General features: G+C 61.1%; 17 protein-coding genes and 3 pseudogenes. 12 read left to right on the plus strand and 8 right to left on the minus strand.

From position 1 onward, the window contains the following. Window positions 1-278: 278 nt before the first annotated feature. Both FGD77_RS11235 and FGD77_RS11240 read left to right on the plus strand, forming a co-directional pair. A complete protein-coding gene (locus FGD77_RS11235; RefSeq protein ID WP_255009606.1) occupies window positions 279-2585 on the plus strand; it encodes an arginine/lysine/ornithine decarboxylase in 2307 nt (768 codons plus the stop codon). Between the two features lie 351 nt (window positions 2586-2936). Further along, entirely contained in the window at window positions 2937-3596 is a 660-nt protein-coding gene (locus FGD77_RS11240) for a hypothetical protein (RefSeq protein WP_255009608.1), read from the plus strand. Window positions 3597-3679: 83 nt separating this feature from the next. On the opposite strand, the gene rplI is transcribed toward FGD77_RS11240, so the two are convergent. Genes rplI through rpsF form a run of 3 tightly spaced genes read right to left on the minus strand, consistent with a single transcriptional unit; the run spans window position 3680 to window position 4924 of the window. After that, the gene (rplI, locus tag FGD77_RS11245) at window positions 3680-4303 is read right to left on the minus strand and encodes a 50S ribosomal protein L9 (protein WP_255009610.1); all 624 of its coding nucleotides are present in this window, start codon (window positions 4301-4303) and stop codon (window positions 3680-3682) included. A gap of 11 nt (window positions 4304-4314) precedes the next feature. After that, window positions 4315-4542, minus strand: coding sequence for a 30S ribosomal protein S18 (rpsR, locus tag FGD77_RS11250; RefSeq protein WP_025061827.1), 228 nt, complete (start codon window positions 4540-4542; stop codon window positions 4315-4317). Between the two features lie 28 nt (window positions 4543-4570). Beyond that, complete coding sequence (gene rpsF / locus FGD77_RS11255) at window positions 4571-4924, minus strand: 30S ribosomal protein S6 (RefSeq protein WP_255009622.1); 354 nt, start codon at window positions 4922-4924, stop codon at window positions 4571-4573. A 277-nt stretch (window positions 4925-5201) separates the two neighbouring features. Between rpsF and FGD77_RS11260 the strand changes: the two genes are divergently transcribed. After that, complete coding sequence (locus FGD77_RS11260; RefSeq protein ID WP_255009624.1) at window positions 5202-5774, plus strand: YceI family protein; 573 nt, start codon at window positions 5202-5204, stop codon at window positions 5772-5774. A 71-nt stretch (window positions 5775-5845) separates the two neighbouring features. Here FGD77_RS11260 and FGD77_RS11265 read toward each other — a convergent pair whose 3' ends face one another. Continuing rightward, entirely contained in the window at window positions 5846-7075 is a 1230-nt protein-coding gene (locus FGD77_RS11265; protein ID WP_255009627.1) for a cytochrome b/b6 domain-containing protein, read from the minus strand. Window positions 7076-7209: 134 nt separating this feature from the next. Between FGD77_RS11265 and fabD the strand changes: the two genes are divergently transcribed. The 7 genes from fabD (at window position 7210) to FGD77_RS11300 (ending at window position 14945) form a co-directional block, all read left to right on the plus strand. Beyond that, complete coding sequence (fabD, locus tag FGD77_RS11270) at window positions 7210-8154, plus strand: ACP S-malonyltransferase (RefSeq protein WP_255009630.1); 945 nt, start codon at window positions 7210-7212, stop codon at window positions 8152-8154. A 65-nt stretch (window positions 8155-8219) separates the two neighbouring features. Beyond that, window positions 8220-8957: a 3-oxoacyl-[acyl-carrier-protein] reductase gene (fabG, locus tag FGD77_RS11275; protein WP_255009631.1), complete on the plus strand. Its 738-nt coding sequence runs from the start codon at window positions 8220-8222 to the stop codon at window positions 8955-8957. 277 nt (window positions 8958-9234) lie between these two features. Continuing rightward, entirely contained in the window at window positions 9235-9468 is a 234-nt protein-coding gene (locus tag FGD77_RS11280) for an acyl carrier protein (protein ID WP_076531917.1), read from the plus strand. Between the two features lie 280 nt (window positions 9469-9748). Next, window positions 9749-10492, plus strand: coding sequence for a HisA/HisF-related TIM barrel protein (locus tag FGD77_RS11285; RefSeq protein ID WP_255009632.1), 744 nt, complete (start codon window positions 9749-9751; stop codon window positions 10490-10492). A gap of 95 nt (window positions 10493-10587) precedes the next feature. Beyond that, window positions 10588-11847: a beta-ketoacyl-ACP synthase II gene (gene fabF, locus FGD77_RS11290; protein WP_255009634.1), complete on the plus strand. Its 1260-nt coding sequence runs from the start codon at window positions 10588-10590 to the stop codon at window positions 11845-11847. Beyond that, window positions 11847-13016, plus strand: coding sequence for an endolytic transglycosylase MltG (mltG, locus tag FGD77_RS11295; protein ID WP_255009637.1), 1170 nt, complete (start codon window positions 11847-11849; stop codon window positions 13014-13016). Before fabF ends, mltG begins: the two co-directional genes overlap by 1 nt. A gap of 132 nt (window positions 13017-13148) precedes the next feature. Then, the gene (locus FGD77_RS11300) at window positions 13149-14945 is read left to right on the plus strand and encodes an ABC transporter transmembrane domain-containing protein (RefSeq protein ID WP_255009640.1); all 1797 of its coding nucleotides are present in this window, start codon (window positions 13149-13151) and stop codon (window positions 14943-14945) included. Between the two features lie 667 nt (window positions 14946-15612). Here the strand turns inward: FGD77_RS11300 and FGD77_RS22445 are convergent. The 4 genes and pseudogenes from FGD77_RS22445 to FGD77_RS22460 form a co-directional block, all read right to left on the minus strand. Further along, window positions 15613-16008, minus strand: coding sequence for a peptidylprolyl isomerase (locus tag FGD77_RS22445; RefSeq protein WP_369682763.1), 396 nt, complete (start codon window positions 16006-16008; stop codon window positions 15613-15615). Window positions 16009-16070: 62 nt separating this feature from the next. Then, window positions 16071-16196, minus strand: a pseudogene (locus FGD77_RS22450) (hypothetical protein); the annotation flags it as partial. Window positions 16197-16292: 96 nt separating this feature from the next. Next, window positions 16293-16806, minus strand: a pseudogene (locus tag FGD77_RS22455) (DUF3604 domain-containing protein); the annotation flags it as partial. Window positions 16807-16934: 128 nt separating this feature from the next. Further along, window positions 16935-17153 (minus strand): annotated as a pseudogene (locus FGD77_RS22460) (DUF3604 domain-containing protein); the annotation flags it as partial. Between the two features lie 196 nt (window positions 17154-17349). Here FGD77_RS22460 and FGD77_RS11310 point away from each other — a divergent pair. Together FGD77_RS11310 and FGD77_RS11315 are read left to right on the plus strand one after the other, a co-directional pair. Then, window positions 17350-17496 (plus strand): hypothetical protein, encoded by a 147-nt coding sequence (locus FGD77_RS11310; protein WP_255009644.1) that lies wholly within the window; start codon window positions 17350-17352, stop codon window positions 17494-17496. A gap of 160 nt (window positions 17497-17656) precedes the next feature. Continuing rightward, a complete protein-coding gene (locus FGD77_RS11315) occupies window positions 17657-18385 on the plus strand; it encodes an outer membrane protein (protein ID WP_255009647.1) in 729 nt (242 codons plus the stop codon). The last annotated feature ends 82 nt before the right edge of the window (window positions 18386-18467 follow it).

Here is an 18467-nt window from a genome sequence, read left to right on the forward strand (position 1 = left end):
CTGATCCCGGTCGGCGTCGCGATATCTGATCGCATCGCGCGTGACATTCTGGGAGCCACAGAAGCGGCCTTTTCGGCTTTAGCTGTTTCAGATGGTGGCGCAGGGCTGGAAACAGGCGAGCGCGGCCGGGGCGAATCGATGTCGGGCCTTGACGGCTCCGCCGCCAGTCGAGACAAGGTAGAGCGGTCTATTTACCATGACAGGGGCAGCACAGGCTCTGCCAGCAAAGGGCACTGTCCATAGAGACCAATTGTTACTTTCCTCTAGGGGTGTGCTCCATGAAATTCCGCTTTCCTATCGTCATCATTGATGAAGATTTCCGTTCAGACAATTCGTCCGGTCTGGGCATTCGCGCCGTCGCCGATGCCATCGAAAGCGAAGGGTTCGAAGTTCTGGGCACCACCACTTATGGCGACCTGTCGCAGTTCGCCCAGCAGCAATCGCGCGCATCTGCGTTCGTTTTGTCCATCGACGACGAAGAATTCACGCCCGGGCCCGATATGGACCCTGCGGTACTTAACCTGCGCAATTTCATCCAGGAAGTGCGCAGGAAAAACGAAGACGTGCCGATCTACATTTACGGCGAAACCAAAACCAGCCGCCATTTACCAAATGATATCCTGCGCGAATTGCATGGCTTTATTCACATGTTCGAGGACACGCCTGAATTCGTGGCGCGCCATATCATCCGCGAGGCCAAGGCGTATCTTGAGGGAACAAAGCCGCCGTTCTTCAAGGCGCTTCTCGAATATGCGGCCGACGGGTCGTATTCGTGGCACTGTCCGGGGCATTCCGGTGGTGTGGCATTTCTGAAAAGCCCGGTCGGCCAGATGTATCATCAGTTCTACGGTGAAAACATGCTGCGCGCGGATGTGTGCAATGCCGTAGAGGAGCTGGGCCAACTGCTGGATCACAACGGCGCAATCGGTGCGTCCGAGCGCAACGCCGCGCGCATTTTCAACGCCGACCACTGCTTCTTTGTGACCAACGGCACCAGCACGTCCAACAAGATGGTCTGGCACCACACGGTCGCCCCCGGTGATGTCGTTGTGGTGGACCGCAATTGCCATAAATCCATCCTGCACAGCATCATCATGACAGGCGCCATTCCGGTGTTCCTGAAACCCACGCGCAACCATTACGGCATCATCGGCCCGATCCAGAAATCCGAGTTCGAGATCGAGGCGATCCGGGAGAAAATTCGCGCCAATCCGTTGTTGGCCCACTTGGATGCCGACACCGTCAAGCCGCGCATCATGACGCTGACACAATCCACCTATGACGGGGTTTTGTACAACACCGAAACCATCAAGGACCTGCTGGACGGCTATATCGATAACCTGCATTTTGACGAGGCTTGGTTGCCGCACGCGTCGTTCCATCCCTTTTACGGCAATTTTCACTCCATGGGCCGCGAACGCGAACGCCCGCGTCATTCGGTGACATACGCAACCCAGTCGATTCATAAACTGCTGGCAGGCATTTCGCAGGCCAGCCACGTGTTGGTGCAAGATAGCCATGACACCAAATTGGACCGCCATTTGTTCAACGAAGCGTATCTGATGCATACATCTACCAGCCCGCAATACAGCATCATCGCCAGTTGCGATGTGGCGGCGGCCATGATGGAACCTCCGGGCGGTCGGGCGCTGGTCGAGGAAAGCATTCTGGAATCCCTCGATTTCCGCCGCGCCATGCGCAAGGTCGACGACGAATACGGCGACGATGATTGGTGGTTCCAGGTCTGGGGGCCAGAGGCGCTGAACGACGAAGGCGTGGACGATCAAAAAAACTGGGTTCTCAAACGCACGGACGCCGAAGGCGTGCAGGCAGCAGACGGCGAAGACAGCTGGCATGCGTTCGGCGACATGGCGCCGGGATTCAACATGCTGGACCCGATCAAAGCCACGCTGATCACGCCCGGCCTTAATCTGGATGGTCAGTTCGAAGACACGGGTATCCCCGCGTCCATCGTCACCAAGTATTTGTCCGAGCATGGCGTGGTTGTTGAAAAGACCGGGCTTTACAGCTTCTTCATCCTGTTCACGATTGGCATCACCAAGGGCCGCTGGAACTCTTTGCTGACCGAATTGCAGCAGTTCAAGGACGATTACGACAAGAACCTGCCGATGTGGCGCACTATGCCGAAATTCTGCGCCCAACATCCGCGCTATGAAAACATGGGGCTGCGCGATCTGTGCCAGCATGTTCATTCGCTCTATGCGAAATACGGTGTGGCTGTGCTGTCGACAGATATGTATCTGAGCGATCTTACCCCGCTGATGACGCCCACGGATGCGTTTTCACATATCGCCGCGCGTACCACGCAGCGGGTGCCGATTGATGATCTTGAGGGGCGGATAACCACCAGCCTTGTGACACCTTATCCTCCGGGAATTCCCCTGCTGATCCCCGGTGAGGTGTTCAACAAGAAGATCGTTGAGTATCTCAAGTTCAACAGGGCGTTTGCGCGGGAATGTCCGGGGTTTGAGACCGATATCCATGGCCTCGTTCAAGAGCCGGATGACACTGGCCAGATGCAGTATTTTGCAGATTGTGTTGCGTTGGAGCGTGCGCCAACTTGACCTGCGCAACGACAGTAGGAAAGACGCTGCCGATAATTGACTAACTGGATTATCCAATGTGGAGAGTGTCGCGATGTCCGTCGGCAAGCGATTTCGCCGAAAAATCCTGCGCGCCGCCCGCTACGCTATAGGCATGATCAAGAAGTCCCGGAAGCGTGACGTAAGGCTATGTTAATGTTTGAATTCTTAGACAAAGTCAGTATGTATGTTTCCATAAAATAGGCTTTGGGTATATAGCCCATGTGCAGAGTGCGCGCTGGACGAAGCGGCGCGATATGGGTGATTGGGGCCTCTATTGCCCCGTGTCGGAGGGTACGCATGCGTGTGCGGTTCTTCCGCGAGGATTTACAAATGAAGAAACACTATTTTGACGCCGGTTTATTTGTGGCGGCGTCCACGGGGCGGCTGGCGCGCTGCCTGATATGGTGCTGCCTGCCTGCTGCATTGTTCTATGTCGTATCCCTTTTGGTGATGATCGGGTCGGGGTTTAGCGCTGTCGAAGCGCTGCGCGATTTGGCGCAGCAAACCGGGCAGTCCAGTTTTCTGGGGTTCCTGTCCAGTATCGGCACATGGCTGTGGGTTTCGGCGGCAGCGATATGCTTGTTCAGTGCACGCCTTGATGTGGCCGGGCGGGGCGGCGCACATGTGACCCTGCTGCGCCTGCTGGGATGGTTTTCGCTGGTGCTGGCGGTCGATGATTTTTTCCTGATCCATGATCGTTACATCACCGAAGGCATCCTGCTGCCGCTATACGCGATTTTCATTCTGGTGGTGGCGCGGCGCTATTGGAGCCTGATCCGGGCGATAGACAAACCTGCGTTCCTGATGACAGGCGGGCTTCTGGCAGGGTCGATCGCGGTGGATGCGGTTCAGGAAATACTGCCGATTCCCTATGGTGTCTCCCAAGCGTTGGAAGAGGGGTTCAAATTCGTCGGTGCCGCCGCCTGGATGTATTTCTGCGTGCGGATTGCCGGGCATGGTCTGACGTCTGTATCGGATCGCGGCGCCTGAAACGTATTGATGTGCGAAACGACAAAGCCGCGCAGATATCTGCGCGGCTTTTTGATGTAGGGGCGAGGCTTTGATCCGGCGACTTACTGCGCGTCGTCGTCCTCGGACCGCGCGTCGGCGGCCGCATCGGCCAGGTTGTCGTCGTCCGATGCGGCGGACCCGATATCGTCGAACAGCTCGGCGATCTCGAAATCAGCGGCGGCCTCTTCTTCGGCAGCCAGTTCCTGGATCGACTTGCCGGATGCTTGCAGCTCGGCCTCTTCGGGCGAGCGTGCGACGTTCAGCGTAACAGTCGCGTCGACCTCGGGGTGCAGCGAAATAAAGACATCGTGCAGACCCAGCTCTTTGATCGGTTTGCCGAGGCTGACCTGCTTGCGGTCCAGCTCGAAACCGTTCTCGGTGGCGGCGTCGGATGCATCGCGTGTCGTGACCGAACCGTAGAGCGCGCCCGAATCAGCCGCCTGACGAATGATGACGAATTGCTGACCGTTCAGCTTTTCGGCCATCTTTTCGGCGTCTTTGCGGGTTTCCAGGTTATGCGCTTCGAGATGTGCCTTGCGGGTCTTGAAGTCGTCGATGTTTTTCTGCGAGGCCGACAGCGCCTTGCGCTGGGGCAGCAGATAGTTGCGTGCGAAACCGGCCTTGACGTCGACGACGTCGCCCATCTGGCCCAGCTTTGCGACGCGCTCAAGAAGGATGACTTGCATTATATTGCTCCTTACTTAACGGCATAGGGCAGCAGGGCGAGGAAGCGGGCGCGCTTGATCGCACGGGCCAGCTCACGCTGCTTCTTGGCCGAAACGGCGGTGATACGGCTGGGGACGATCTTGCCGCGTTCGCTGATGTAGCGCTGCAGCAGGCGTGTGTCCTTGTAGTCGATCGCAGGTGCGTTATCGCCCGAGAAGGGGCAGACCTTGCGGCGACGGAAAAATGGTTTTGTAGCCATGGTTTATGTCCTTTTCTTCAGGCGTTGATCAACGGCGCTCGCGGCGCTCGGCACGCTCGTCGCGCTTTTGCATCTGGACCGACGGCAGCTCTTTGTGCTCGTCGACCTTGATGGTCAGCGTGCGCATGACGTCGTCATGCAGGCGCATCAGGCGCTCCATTTCCTGCACGGCTTCGGACGGGGCGTCCGAACGCAGGTAGGCGTAGTGGCCCTTGCGGTTCTTGTTGATCTTGTAGGCCATCGTCTTGACGCCCCAATACTCGTGATCCACGAGTTTGCCGCCGTTATCGGCCAGCACGGTGCCAAAATGTTCGATGAGGCCCTCGGCCTGCGCGCTGGACAAGTCCTGGCGCGAGATGAAGACATGCTCGTAAAGGGGCATGTGTGTATCCACTTCTGTCAAGGCGCATTTCATAGGCGGGGCAATTCTGTCCTGCGGCCCCACCACGAGAGACTGCGCGGTTTTCCATAGATGCAGAACAGGCGCGACCCTTACCCCCATCCGTGCCAGATGGCCAGCGCTGATTGCAAATGCTGTCGCGGGGCTGCGATCAAGCGGCGCCCCGCCGCCTCATACGCGAAGGTGATGGCAGCGCGATTGCCCTTCGCCGCGTTTGCGATAGGTTGGGGTCGTAAATCGAAGCAAACGGAGATTATTTATGAAAACCGCCCTTTTCGCCGCCGCCATTGCGCTGACCGCAACCGGCGTTGCCGCCGCCCCCGAGAAATACATGCTCGACGCCAGCCACAGCCAGGCGATGTTCACCTATGAACACCTGGGCTATTCGACCACGCACAACCTGTTGTCCGGCTGGGAAGGCGAGATCATGTTCGACGCCGAAGATCCCGCCGCATCGTCGGTGGACGTGTCGATCCCGCTCAGCTCATTCTATACTGGCTGGTCAGAGCGGTTCGATCATCTGATGGGTGACGATTTCTTTGGCGCCAAGGAGGGGGACTTGATCACGTTCAAATCCACTGCGATCGAAGTCACCGGCGACGACGAGGCGATCATCACCGGCGATCTGACCATCAACGGTATCACCAAGTCGGTCCAGCTGGATACCGAGCTGAACCAGGCGGGCATGCACCCGATGGCCGGCAAGGAATGGCTGGGCTTTGACGCCGAGACCAAGATCAAGCGGTCCGATTTCGGTCTGGACAAATTCGTGCCGAACATCAGCGACGAACTGGATGTCGAGATTTCGATCGAAGCCGGCAAGCCGGAATAAGCCACCGCCTACCTGCGCTGTAGCCAGCGGCCCGCATCCCATCGGGGGTGCGGGCCTTTTTCATTCCAGGTTCATTCAGGCGCCGCGCGCGTTGCGGTCAATTGCCAGTCGATGACGACGGCAAAGGCCAGCGTCCCTTCGTCCTTCGTGCCCATGCCGACGGAATAGTCCCGCCGGTCGATGGTCAGCGATCCGGTGGCATTGGCAGTGTCGCCCTCGATGCTCAGCGTGACGGGCATCTGCGCGGGCTGTCCCTGATCGCGGATGCGCAGTGTGCCGTCTGCGATCAGCCCGTCTTCGGCCTGAACCAGATCGGCCGTGAACGTGGCGGTCGGCCATTCGCCGACGGCGAAATAATCCGGTCCCATGGCCTGACCCGTGACGCTGCCCAAGGTCAGCGACGCAATCGCGACGGTGACGGTGACGGCACCGTGCAGACCCTGTGCATCCGGCACCTCGCTATAGGCGATACTTGCGGTCCAGTCGGCAAAGCTGCCCGTGACGTCGGCGCCGCCCTGCACGATCGTGATGTTCAGCGCGCCGTCCTGCACTGTCCAGTCGCTTTGAACCTCGGCCAGCGCTTCGCCGCGCACCGTACTCTCGGGGGCTAGCCAGCCGACCCAGGCGCCCGCGCCCAGTGCGGCCGCCCAGATTGCCAATGCGGCGATGATGGGCAGGGCATGGCCGGGCTGCTCTGCGGTCGGCATCGCCTCTGTCCGGCCGGGTAGCATCCGGCGCAGGGTCGCGTCGCGGTCGATGATGTGGTGCTTCAGCGCGCCCAGCACATGCAGCGTAATCGCTCCCGCCAGCACCCATTGCAGGATGAAATGCAGCGCGCCGCTGATCTGGGCCAGTTGCGCATCTTTCGGCACGAAAGGCAGGGTCTGCCCCAGCGGCCACCAGATCGGCGCATAGCCCGTTGTCGCCGCATGATAAACCCACCCACTAAGAGGCACCGCGATCAGCGAACCATAGAGCAGCCAGTGCACCGTTTCCGCCAGCGTGGCCTCGGGGCCGTTGTCACCGTTCAGCAGGCCGGGTTTGGGCTGCGAGATCGCCCACAGGATACGCAGGATCGCGAGGAAGAAGATCGCGACGCCCATCGTCTTGTGACTGGAAAACAGCAGCTTGGTCCATGCGACGGTGTCCTCTGTCACGGCGATGTCCGGCGCCTCGATCCAGCCGGCAAGGGTGCTGGCGATCCACCCCAACGCGAACATTGACAGGATCATCAGGGCTATGGCCCAGTGAAAGGTCTTGGTGATCCATCCGTAGCTGGTGGGGGTATTTGCGGCCTGCATTGTCTTTCCTTCGCGCTGGGCAGCGCCAATTCTAACGTTTTGGCGCGGGCGAACAATCCCACACAGTGGCGGCGCCATTGCCTCGCGCCGCGCCGCGCGGTATCGGAGGAAACGCAAGACGAGGGAGAGCGGGCATGAGCAGAGCATTCATTTTTCCGGGGCAGGGCGCCCAGACCATCGGCATGGGCAAGGCACTGGCCGACGCCTATCCGGCGGCGCGCGCTGTTTTCGACGAGGTTGACGATGCGCTGGGCGAACGGCTGTCGGCGCTGATCTGGGATGGCGCGCAGGAAACGCTGACGCTGACGCAGAACGCGCAGCCGGCGCTGATGGCAACGTCGCTGGCCGCCCTGCGCGCGCTGGAGGCCGAAGGGGTGACGCTGGACGCAGCCGCCTATGTCGCGGGCCATTCGCTGGGCGAATATTCGGCGCTGGCCGCCGCCGGCGCGCTCAGCGTGGCCGACACCGCGCGCCTTTTGCGCATCAGGGGCCGCGCCATGCAGGAGGCGGTGCCGGTCGGGCAGGGCGCAATGGCCGCGCTGCTGGGGTTGGATTTCGCCGCCGTGCAGGAGATAGCAGTCGAGGCCGCCGAGGGCGAGGTGTGCCAGGCCGCCAACGATAACGATCCCGGGCAGGTGGTGGTCTCGGGCCACAAGGCCGCAGTCGAGCGCGCGGTTGATCTGGCCAAGGAGCGCGGCGCCAAGCGCGCGATGCTGCTGCCGGTCAGCGCGCCCTTCCACTGCGCCCTGATGCAGCCTGCCGCAGAAGTGATGCAGGCCGCGCTGGAGGAGGTGCCGATGGAGGCCCCCGCCGTGCCGCTGATCGCCAATGTGCGTGCCGAGGCAGTCACCGACCCCGAAGAAATTCGCGCGCTGCTGGTTGCGCAGGTTACCGGATCGGTCCGCTGGCGCGAAAGCGTGGAATACATGGCGGCGCAGGGTGTAACCGAAACATGGGAAATCGGCGCAGGCAAGGCGCTGTCGGGCATGGTCCGCCGGATCGCCCGCGACACGGTCGTCCGTAACATAGGCACGCCTGACGACGTCGCAGCGGCGGTAGAGGCATTCAAGAACGGCTGAGGTCAGGCGGCGGTTTTTCGCGAAAAATCGGGCGCGCGGCGGCACATGAGGAAAAGGAATTCGAGATGTTTGATCTGACGGGCAAGACGGCGCTGATAACCGGCGCATCGGGCGGTATCGGCGGCGCTATCGCGCGCGCGCTGCATGGCGCGGGCGCGACCGTGGGCCTGAGCGGCACTCGCACCGAGCCGCTGGAGGCGCTGGCAGCCGAGCTGGGGGTGCACGCGCATGTGCTGCCTTGCAACCTGTCCGACAAGGACGCCGTCGAGGCCCTGCCGAAGCAGGCGATCGCGGCGATGGGTAGCCTGGATATCCTGGTCAACAATGCCGGAATCACCCGCGATCAGATTTTCATGCGGATGTCGGATGACGAATGGCAGAGCGTTCTGGACGTCAATCTGACCAGCACGATGCGCCTGTGCCGTGGTGTCATGCGCCCGATGATGAAGGCGCGCTGGGGCCGGATCATCAATATCAGCTCGATCGTGGGCGCCACCGGCAATCCGGGGCAGGCGAACTATGCCGCGTCCAAGGCCGGCGTGATCGGCCTGACCAAATCCATCGCCTATGAGGTCGCCAGCCGCGGCATCACCGCCAACGCCGTCGCGCCCGGATTTATTGCCACGCCGATGACGGATAAGCTGACGGACGACCAAAAGGCCAAGATAAACGGCCAGATTCCCGCCGCCCGCATGGGCGAGGCCAATGAGATCGCCGCCGCCGTGTTGTATCTGGCCAGCAAGGAGGCCGGGTATGTCACGGGCACCACTTTGCACGTAAATGGCGGTATGGCGATGCTCTAGCGGCTGGGTGAAATTGCGCGGGGTCAGGCCAAGTTTTGCTTGCGCCGCCATCGATTGCCGCCCAAACATGGCGCCGGGAAAGCATTTGCGTCGCCAGCGCCATATGCTATAGGCGGCGCAGATTTGCCGGAGGCGCGCCACAGCCCCGGCGCCCGGCTACCCCGCGCTGCGGGGCCTTGACACCACGGCCCTTCGGGGCACCAATCACGCCGCTACCCGCCTGCCGGGCGGGGGCACAATCGGGCCAAAGCGCCCAACGAGACATGAGGATTATGACATGAGCGATATCGCAGACCGCGTGAAGAAGATCGTTGTTGAGCATCTGGGCGTCGAAGAGGACAAGGTTGTCGAAAACGCCTCGTTCATCGACGATCTGGGCGCGGACAGCCTGGACACGGTCGAGCTGGTCATGGCCTTCGAAGAAGAGTTCGGCATCGAGATCCCCGACGACGCCGCCGAAAACATCCAGACCTTTGGCGATGCGGTCAAATTCATCAAGGAAGCTTCCTGAGCTATCCCGGGCCGTTCGCGGCCAATGAGTGATATCAAAGGCCCTCGCCAGCGCGGCGAGGGCCTTTTGTCGTTCCGGGGTCGTGCCATCAGGGACACCGGCGACTCGAATTCGATGCGCGGAAAATACCTTCTGTCGGCGCGGCGGACGTTCTAAGACGCCGACAGGGCGCGAACGGCACTGCAATTGCCGATTTAAGAATACCCTGCCTCGCGCCATCCGTGCGAAGGTAGACGCGCCGTGGCACCCTGCCGGGGCGCGAAAACTGGGGGCAGTTGCCATGATCATTTATCCCACACTCGAACTTCTGGACGGTAAATGCGTGTCGCTCACGCGGGGTCGACTGGAAGAGCCGGTCCGGTGGCACGTCGATCCTGTCAAAGCGGCTTGCGGCTTTGCCGATGCCGGCGCGCAGTGGATGCACCTGACGGACCTCAACGGACTGCGCGGCGACGGCGATAACAATGCTCTGGTGGAAAAGATCATTCGCGCCGCGCACATCCCCGTGCAGTTGGGCGGCGGCTTTCGCACCCAGGCCCAGGTGGAGGGGTGGATCGACCGAGGCGCGGGACGGATTGTTATCGGCACGATGGCAGCGCGCGATCCTGAATTCCTGCACGCGCTGGCCAAGCTCCATCCCGATCAGATCGTACTGGCGGTCGACGTCTATCAGGGCGCGGTGATGACGGATGGCTGGCGCTCGCGCTCCAGTTTCACCCCGGCGGAGTTCATAGCCGCGTTCGAGGCCGATCCGCTGGCCGGGATCATCGTGACGGACGTGGACGCGGATATCGGGCAGGGCGATGCCAGCCTCGGGACGATCACCGCGCTCGCCGCCGCGACGCGCCATCAGGTCATCGCGCGCGGCACGGTCGCGTCCATCGACGATATCGCCCGGCTGAAATACGTGCCCAACGTCGCTGGAACGCTGATCGGGCGCGCGCTGATGGCGCGCGACGTCGATCTGGCCGAGGCACTGGCCATCGCCGCCGCCCCGGCCGAGCCTGTCGCGAAGTTCAAGTAATCCCCCGCGGATGCGCGACTCGCAGCGCGGTCTTGCCCCCCGGCCCCAAGCCGGGGTAAGACCAGCGTCAAACCAAAGGGGAAAGGGTCAGCTATATGCGCCGTGTCGTAGTAACGGGCTTGGGATTGGTCACACCGCTGGCTTCCGGCGTCGAAGAAAGCTGGAGCCGCCTTCTGGACGGCCAGTCGGGCGCAGGTCCGATCACGCGCTTCGATCCAGTCAATGTGCAGACCAAATACGCATGTGAAGTGCCCTATGGGGATGGCACTGACGGCACCTTCAATGCCGATCAATATATGGAGCCCAAAGAGCGCCGCAAGGTTGATCATTTCATCCTTTACGGTGTCGCCGCCGCCCAACAGGCTGTCGAGGACAGCGGCTGGACGCCTCAGGACGAAGAGGCGCGCGAGCGCACCGGCGTGATGATCGGGTCAGGCATCGGCGGCCTGCGCTCGATCGAGGAAACGACGCTGACCATCCGCGATAAGGGTGTGCGCCGCGTGTCTCCGTTCTTTATTCCCGGCGCGTTGATCAACCTGATCAGTGGTCAGGTCGGCATCCGCTATGGCTTCAAGGGGCCGAATCATTCGGTCGTCACGGCGTGCTCCACCGGCGCGCATGCCATCGGCGATGCCGCGCGGCTGATCATGTTCGGCGATGCCGATGTCATGGTTGCCGGCGGCGCCGAGGCGGCGATTTGCGAGATCGGCATCGCCGGCTTCAACGCCTGCAAGGCCCTCAGCACCAAACGCGCCGATGATCCGCAGGCGGCCAGCCGTCCGTTTGACAGCGGCAGCGACGGTTTCGTCATGGGCGAGGGCGCCGGCATTGTCGTGCTGGAGGAATACGAGCACGCAAAGGCGCGCGGCGCCAAGATCTATGCCGAGGTGCTGGGTTACGGCCTGTCTGGCGACGCCCACCACATCACCGCCCCGTCCGAGGACGGCAATGGCGGCTATCGCGCGATGAAAATGGCGCTGAAACATGCAGGCGTGCAGCCCGGCGAGGTCGATTACATCAACGCGCATGGCACCTCGACCATGGCCGACAAGATCGAACTGCGGGCGGTCGAACGGTTGCTTGGCGATGCGGCCAGTACCGCAACGATGAGTTCGACCAAATCCGCGACCGGCCATCTGCTGGGCGCCGCGGGCGCGATCGAAAGCATCTTTGCGATTCTGGCGATCCGCGATCAGGTGGTGCCGCCGACCATCAACCTCGAAAACCCGACGGTGGAAAGCTCCATCGATCTGGCGCCGAACAAAAAGGTCGAACGTCCGGTCAAGGTGGCGCTGTCCAACAGCTTTGGCTTTGGCGGCACGAATGCCAGCATCTGTTTCGGCGCGGTGCGGTGATGTGGCGCAATATCGCCTCCAGTGCGATCAGTTTTCTGGTTGTCATTGTGTTTTTAGTGGGGGGTGTCATCCTCTGGGCGCAGAACACCTACAAGGCTGAGGGCCCGGCAGCGGCGCCGATCTGCCTGCGGATCGACCGCGGCGCGTCGATGCGCGGCGTGTCGGACCACCTGGCCGATCAGGGCGCGATCACCAGCCCCATCGTCTTTCGAATGGGGGCGGATTACGCGGGCAAGGCCGGCGATATCAAGGCCGGCAGCTGGCTGATCCCCGAACGCGCCACCATGGGCGAAATTACCAACCTGATCACCCGCGGCGGCGCCAGCACCTGCGGCACCGAAGTGGTCTATCGCATTGGCGTGACCAACAATGACGTGCAGATCCGCGAGCTGGATCTGGATGCCGGGCGCTATGTGGAAAAGGCCGCCTTCAATCCGGCGGATGAGGCGACGCCTGATATTTTCACCGAAGTGCGCACGCAGGCTGACACCCGCTTTCGTGTGGCCATCGCCGAGGGCACGACCAGCTGGCAGATCGTCGAAGCGCTGAAATCCGTCGACGTTCTGGAGGGCGAAGTCGCCGAACTGCCCGCAGAGGGCACGCTGGCGCCGGACAGCTACGAGGTGCGCAAGGGCGACACACGCGCCAGCGTGATCGAGCGTATGCGGAACGCGCAAGAGGTGCTGGTCGCCGCCGCCTGGGCCAGCCGCGCCGATGGTCTGCCGCTGAAAGATGCGCAGGAAATGCTGGTCCTCGCGTCGATCATCGAAAAGGAAACCGGCGTGGCGGCCGAGCGGCGCCAGGTTGCGTCGGTCTTCGTCAACCGGCTGAACGCGGGGATGCGCCTGCAAACCGACCCGACGGTGATTTACGGCGTGACCGAGGGCAAGGGCGTACTGGGGCGCGGCCTGCGCGCCAGCGAACTGCGCAAGGCGACGGCGTGGAATACCTATGTGATCGAAGGGCTTCCGCCCACGCCCATCGCCAATCCGGGCAAGGCCAGCATCGAGGCGGCGGTCGATCCGGCGCAGACCGATTTCGTCTTTTTCGTCGCGGATGGATCGGGCGGACATGCCTTTGCCGAGACGCTGGACCAGCACAACGCCAATGTCGCCAAATGGCGTCGGATCGAGGCCGAGCGCGCGCAGGACGTCGCACCGGCGAAGTGAACTTAGCGCCCGTGGCGGCACTTTGGCCGCCACGGGCGCGCCGCATCGTCGCGCTGGCTGAAAGGGCGCTTGACCCTCCGGCCCCGCAGGGTCAAGAACACGGGCAAGCTGACCCTCACCACAGGAGCGCCCATGGCCCGCAACGCTGCCGCAACCGCAGAAATGCGGGATCGCGATCCGTCCAAACGCATTGGCGCGCTGGCCGCGCTGGTGCCGTTCCTGAAGCCGTACAAGGGTTTGATGGCCGCCGCCGCCGCCGCGCTGTTCCTGACGGCTGCGGTGTCGCTGGCCCTGCCGCTGGCCGTGCGCCGCGTCATTGACAATTTCGACGCCGAGAACGGCGCGATCCTGGACCGCTATTTCATGGCCGCGCTGGTGATCACGGCGCTATTGGCGGTCGGTACCGGCCTGCGCTATGCGCTGGTGACCAAGCTGGGTGAACGGGTCGTCGCCGACATCCGCCGCGCCGTGTTTGACCGTGTCATCGGCATGTCGCCCGCGTTTTTCGAGCGGATCATGACCGGCGAGGTGCTGAGCCGCATCACCACCGACACGACCCTGATCCTGAGCGTCATCAGTTCGTCCATTTCCATCGCGCTGCGCAATGCGCTTATCTTTGCCGGAGGGCTTGTGCTGATGCTGGCCACCTCGCCCAAGCTGACGGGGCTGGTGTTGCTGATCGTGCCGCTGATCATCGTGCCGATCATGACCTTGGGGCGCAAGCTGCGGCGCCTCAGCCGCGATAATCAGGACTGGATCGCGCAAAGTTCGGGCAAGGCATCCGAGGCATTGCTAAGCGTTCAAGCTGTGCAGGCGTTCACGCATGAGGCCGCGACGCGCGCCGATTTCGGCGCGTCGACCGAACGCAGCTATGACGCCGCGCGCCAGCGTATCCGGGTGCGGGCGTTTATGACGGTGATCGTCATCTTCCTCGTGTTCACCGGTGTTGTCTGCGTGCTGTGGATCGGCGCGCGTGACGTGCGCGGTGGCGGCATGAGCGCGGGCGCGTTGGTGCAGTTCGTGATTTATTCGGTCATGGTCGCAGGTGCGGTTGGCGCCCTGTCGGAAATCTGGGGCGAATTGCAGCGTGCCGCCGGCGCGACCGAGCGTCTGGTCGAGCTGCTGGGCGCCAGTGATCCGGTCGAGGATCCGGCCGGTCCCCTGCCGCTGCCCAGCCCTGTGACCGGTGATATCCGGTTCGACAATGTCGATTTTGTCTATCCCGCGCGGCCAGATGTACCCGCATTGCATGGCTTTGATCTGCATATCCGGGCGGGAGAGACGATTGCACTGGTCGGCCCTTCGGGTGCGGGCAAGACGACGGTGATCCAGCTACTACAACGCTTTTACGATCCCGTCGCGGGCCGCGTCCTGCTGGATGGCACGGCACTGGCCGATATGCGTCGCGACAATTTCCGCCGCGTCATGGCGCTGGTCCCGCAGGATCCGGTGATATTTGCAACTTCGGCGCGCGAGAACATCCGTTTTGGTCGACTGGACGCCACCGACGCCGAGGTCGAGGCGGCGGCGCGGACGGCAGCGGCGCACGACTTTATCATGGGGCTGCCCGAAGGCTATGCCAGTCAGGTGGGCGAGCGCGGCGTCATGCTGTCCGGCGGGCAAAAACAGCGTATCGCCATCGCCCGCGCCATCCTGCGCGACGCGCCGGTCCTGCTGCTGGACGAGGCAACCAGCGCGCTGGACGCCGAGAGCGAGCGCGCGGTGCAACTGGCCGTAGACAAGCTGGCCGAGGGGCGCACGACGATCATTGTCGCGCACCGCCTTGCGACCGTGAAGAAGGCGGACCGCATCATCGTGATGGAGGCAGGCCGCATCGTCGCGATCGGCACGCATGACTCTCTGGTGGCCGAGGGCGGGCTATATGCGCGGCTGGCCAAACTGCAATTCACTGGCGGCGAGGCGGCCTGAAGCCAAAGCCCTCCGGGGGCAAACCACGTTTCAAGTCACGCTACGGTGCGCGAAACCTACTCGCATGGGGCGGTAGCATAGATATGCAATTGCTAGCGAGACATTTCCGTTAGGCTCCCTGACTTCGGAGGATGGAGTTGTTTCTAAGGAAGACCTGACCTGCTCCTTCCCCGGTTCGGGTCTTTGAGGGATTTGCCGCAGGTGCTCTGGTGCCCACGGTACGCTACCCGTTACCCGGCAGGGCATTGCGCAGCAATGTCCCGAGCGGGACAGCTTGCGCACTGCCGACCCTCCTCCTTGTAGATGCGATACAGCTTCTTTCAATTCACGGACCAGCCTTCGTGCCGCAGCAGCAGATGCAGGCGTCGCCTCTCGGCGGATGCTCCGTTCGTCTGTCTCCTTTGCGAGGATCAGGACGTCGGTTATGGTTGCCTGAAGGCCGACGGAAGTTCTCTTTTGGCCGGGCAGGCCCCCGGCGGCTTCGATAATGCTGTGTTTTATGATCGGGTCGGACAGTTCGCGTTCGGGGGGGCCGGTGACAATTTTCACGCTGCCCGGAAATTGCAGGAGGACGGGCAGTCGAACACCCCAAAGGACCGGTATGCGTCACAGCACACTGAAACGGTCTTTACCGATCTGGTCAATCTGCAGAGATGCAGGCCTTACTTCATGCGTCGAAACATCTGCGGGTTTGACAAGAAGCGCGATTGTCAGAGTGAGCGATACCCCCAAGCCTGCGCGCCAAAACCGGGGACCATGCTTCACTATGTAATTGGCTCTGACAAGGTGCAGATCTGGCCGGACCTGCCAGATCTCTTAGATCGGCGGTCACAAGAGCAACCAAATCCACCGTGTGACGTGATCGCATTTCACCAAGTGCAGCGCGTTTGATTTCCTCATATTGGTCATTGATCCAAGCCGACTTGATATCAGCCCCGACTTCCTCGAAGGCTGGAACGCGACCTGCTTTGATCGACCCCACCCAGACCAGATGCCACCCGTATCCTGATTGAATTGGGCTGTGCCAACCGTCAGGGGCGAGCGTGAACAGGCCCTCGGCAATAAAGGGGCCTTGCCTTCAGTCGAAGGAAGCTGCCTCTCATGGGACGCCTCCGGCATAGCCGACTATCGCTTGGTCCTCTTGCGACAGGATGCTCGGGTCGTAGCCCCGCTCACCGAACATACGCCGTTGGTTCCGCAGACTTCCCGGCGCTGCATTGCCGAAAAGAGGGAGTTACGGGTGTTTTCTTCTGCCCAAGATACCGGCCAGACCCGAGATGCCCGTTTTCAGCGTCTACATGCCGGAACTGACCGCCTCCGCCAGTCGAATCGCAGGGGTTGCGTCGGTCATCCCGTGATCGCCAAAGAAATTCGATTGGGCATATGCCGTGGCTGTGGTGTGCGAGCCGCCTGCACCCACGACGCCGGGCTTATACTGATTACAGCATCAAAGCCCTGCAGCGCCAATCCGTTCTGGAACGCTTCGCGGATGTAACTGCCATATATCTTCGAAAAACTGTTATCGATGCCAATCAGGTAGTTCATGATTTCGAAATTGGCGAATTCATCGTTCGGCGACGGATCCGGATGCGTATCAGAAGCACCCTCGACCTGTTTGAGCTCGGTCGGCGGTTTGTTGAGCATCCGTTGCTGCGCCGAGGCCGCGTTGATTGGTTTGCCTTTGCTGTCGATCTCAATCGGGAACATGATGCCGTTGGAAAGATTGGAGTTGTGCGATATCGCCAGCGCTTCGTTGCCGGTTTTTCGCAGTTCGCCCATCCAGTTCCACAAATCCTCGGGGCGCTTCGGGCACTTTTGCACAGTCCTGAAAGAACACATTGCGATGCATGTTCCGGTTCTGCGGCGTGGATGTCCATTCATAGGAACAGAACGTCGTGAATTCGCCGGGTTTGTTATATTTTCCACGACTTCATTGTTGCTGGCCCAGACGGAATTGATAATCGTGGGGTCGAGCAATGCCCCGATCGGCTTGTTATTTGCCGACCTCATGATGCCCACATACTCCGCGTGGACGGTAACCCCCTGAAAATCGAGCGGTGTCCTGATCTTCACGTCATAACCGGCAGGGTGCGTGATCGCCTGCCGGGTGGAGTGCTGGTACGCCTGTTTCGGGCCGGTTACGATATTGCCAAGGATATAGGCCTCGAGCGACCAACTGGTCTGCTGGTGGGTTTGGCCGACATACACGTTTCCGTTCTGGGCACACGCTGGAGCGAAGCTGTGGAAGCCGTAAAAGCGAACGTCAACCTGAAAGCGGCATATAAATTTCCTTGGGTTTAGGGGTCGCTAATTCCCACGGGGAAAAGATAAATTCCTTTTCCCGCCTGTAGTCGCAAGGCGATAATGTCACTGTCGTGTTCAATCGAGCTGAGGGAGTTTGGACATGGGATGGGTGATGATGCGCGAGCGCGAGTTGAAACGCATAGACGTTCTGGCGCAGATTGATGACGGACGGCTGGACGCTCAAGACGACGCAAACATGTTGGACATCACAAAGCGGCGGATGTTTCGGTTGTTGATGCGCCTTTAATGGCCAAAGGAAGACGCGCTGAAAGACCCGGGGGAGGCCACAGGTGATCCAAGCGCTCAAACAAACAAATCCAATACATCGGCCCACTTTTCCGAGCGAAAGTGGTGTCAGGTCTGTTACGGATAGATATCGTTGATTGATTCGTTTCAAGGGGACCTGAATGGGAATACGGATTGCGGCACTAGCTTGCCTAGCGTTCTGTCCGGCTTTGGCCGCGGCCGAAGATACGGAGTATTCAGCAACATTATATGGCTGGTTGCCCGGCATATCGGGAACTCTTGAGACGTCATTCGGCGATGCTGACCTGGGCCAGTCAACCGGTGACGTCCTTTCAAATCTCGATATGGCATTCATGGGCACCTTCGAAGCGCGCTCCGGACCTTGGGGGGTGATTGCAGACCTGCTTTATACCGAGCTTTCGGATACCGAGAGCACGCCGTTCGGGGCGGCCTTCAATTCGCTGGAAATGGACATCAAGGTTGCAGCGCTTAGCGGCTACCTGGCCTACCGCGTTACGGAAACCCCCACGGTCGCGGTCGACATTGCGGGCGGGTTCAGGGCGTTCGATATTGATCTTTCCCACACATTGACGGCCGGGGCGCTGCCGGCGCGGTCATCCTCGGCCAGTGAAAGCTGGTTGGTGCCTGTTGTTGGGGTGCGCGGAAATTGGCGGATGTCGCAAAAATGGTCGGCGACCGGTTTCGTGGATTTTGGCGCAAGCGGCTCGGACAAGACATGGCAGGTTCTGGGAACCCTGAACTACGCCTTTAACGAAAACTGGTCGGGACGGTTCGGTTACAGGTACATGGAAATCGATAAGTCGATATTGGGAAGCGACGTGGATCTGGGGCTGTCGGGGCCAGTCGTTGGTGTGAGCTATCGATTCTGAGATTCCTATGATTGCACCTCGGCCCTGAGCAGCGTGAACGGCGCGTCCTAAGCTACAAAAGATGATAGACACGTCGGGGCGG

The sequence above is a fragment of the Roseovarius sp. M141 genome, assembly GCF_024355225.1.
In the GTDB taxonomy this organism is placed as follows: domain Bacteria; phylum Pseudomonadota; class Alphaproteobacteria; order Rhodobacterales; family Rhodobacteraceae; genus Roseovarius.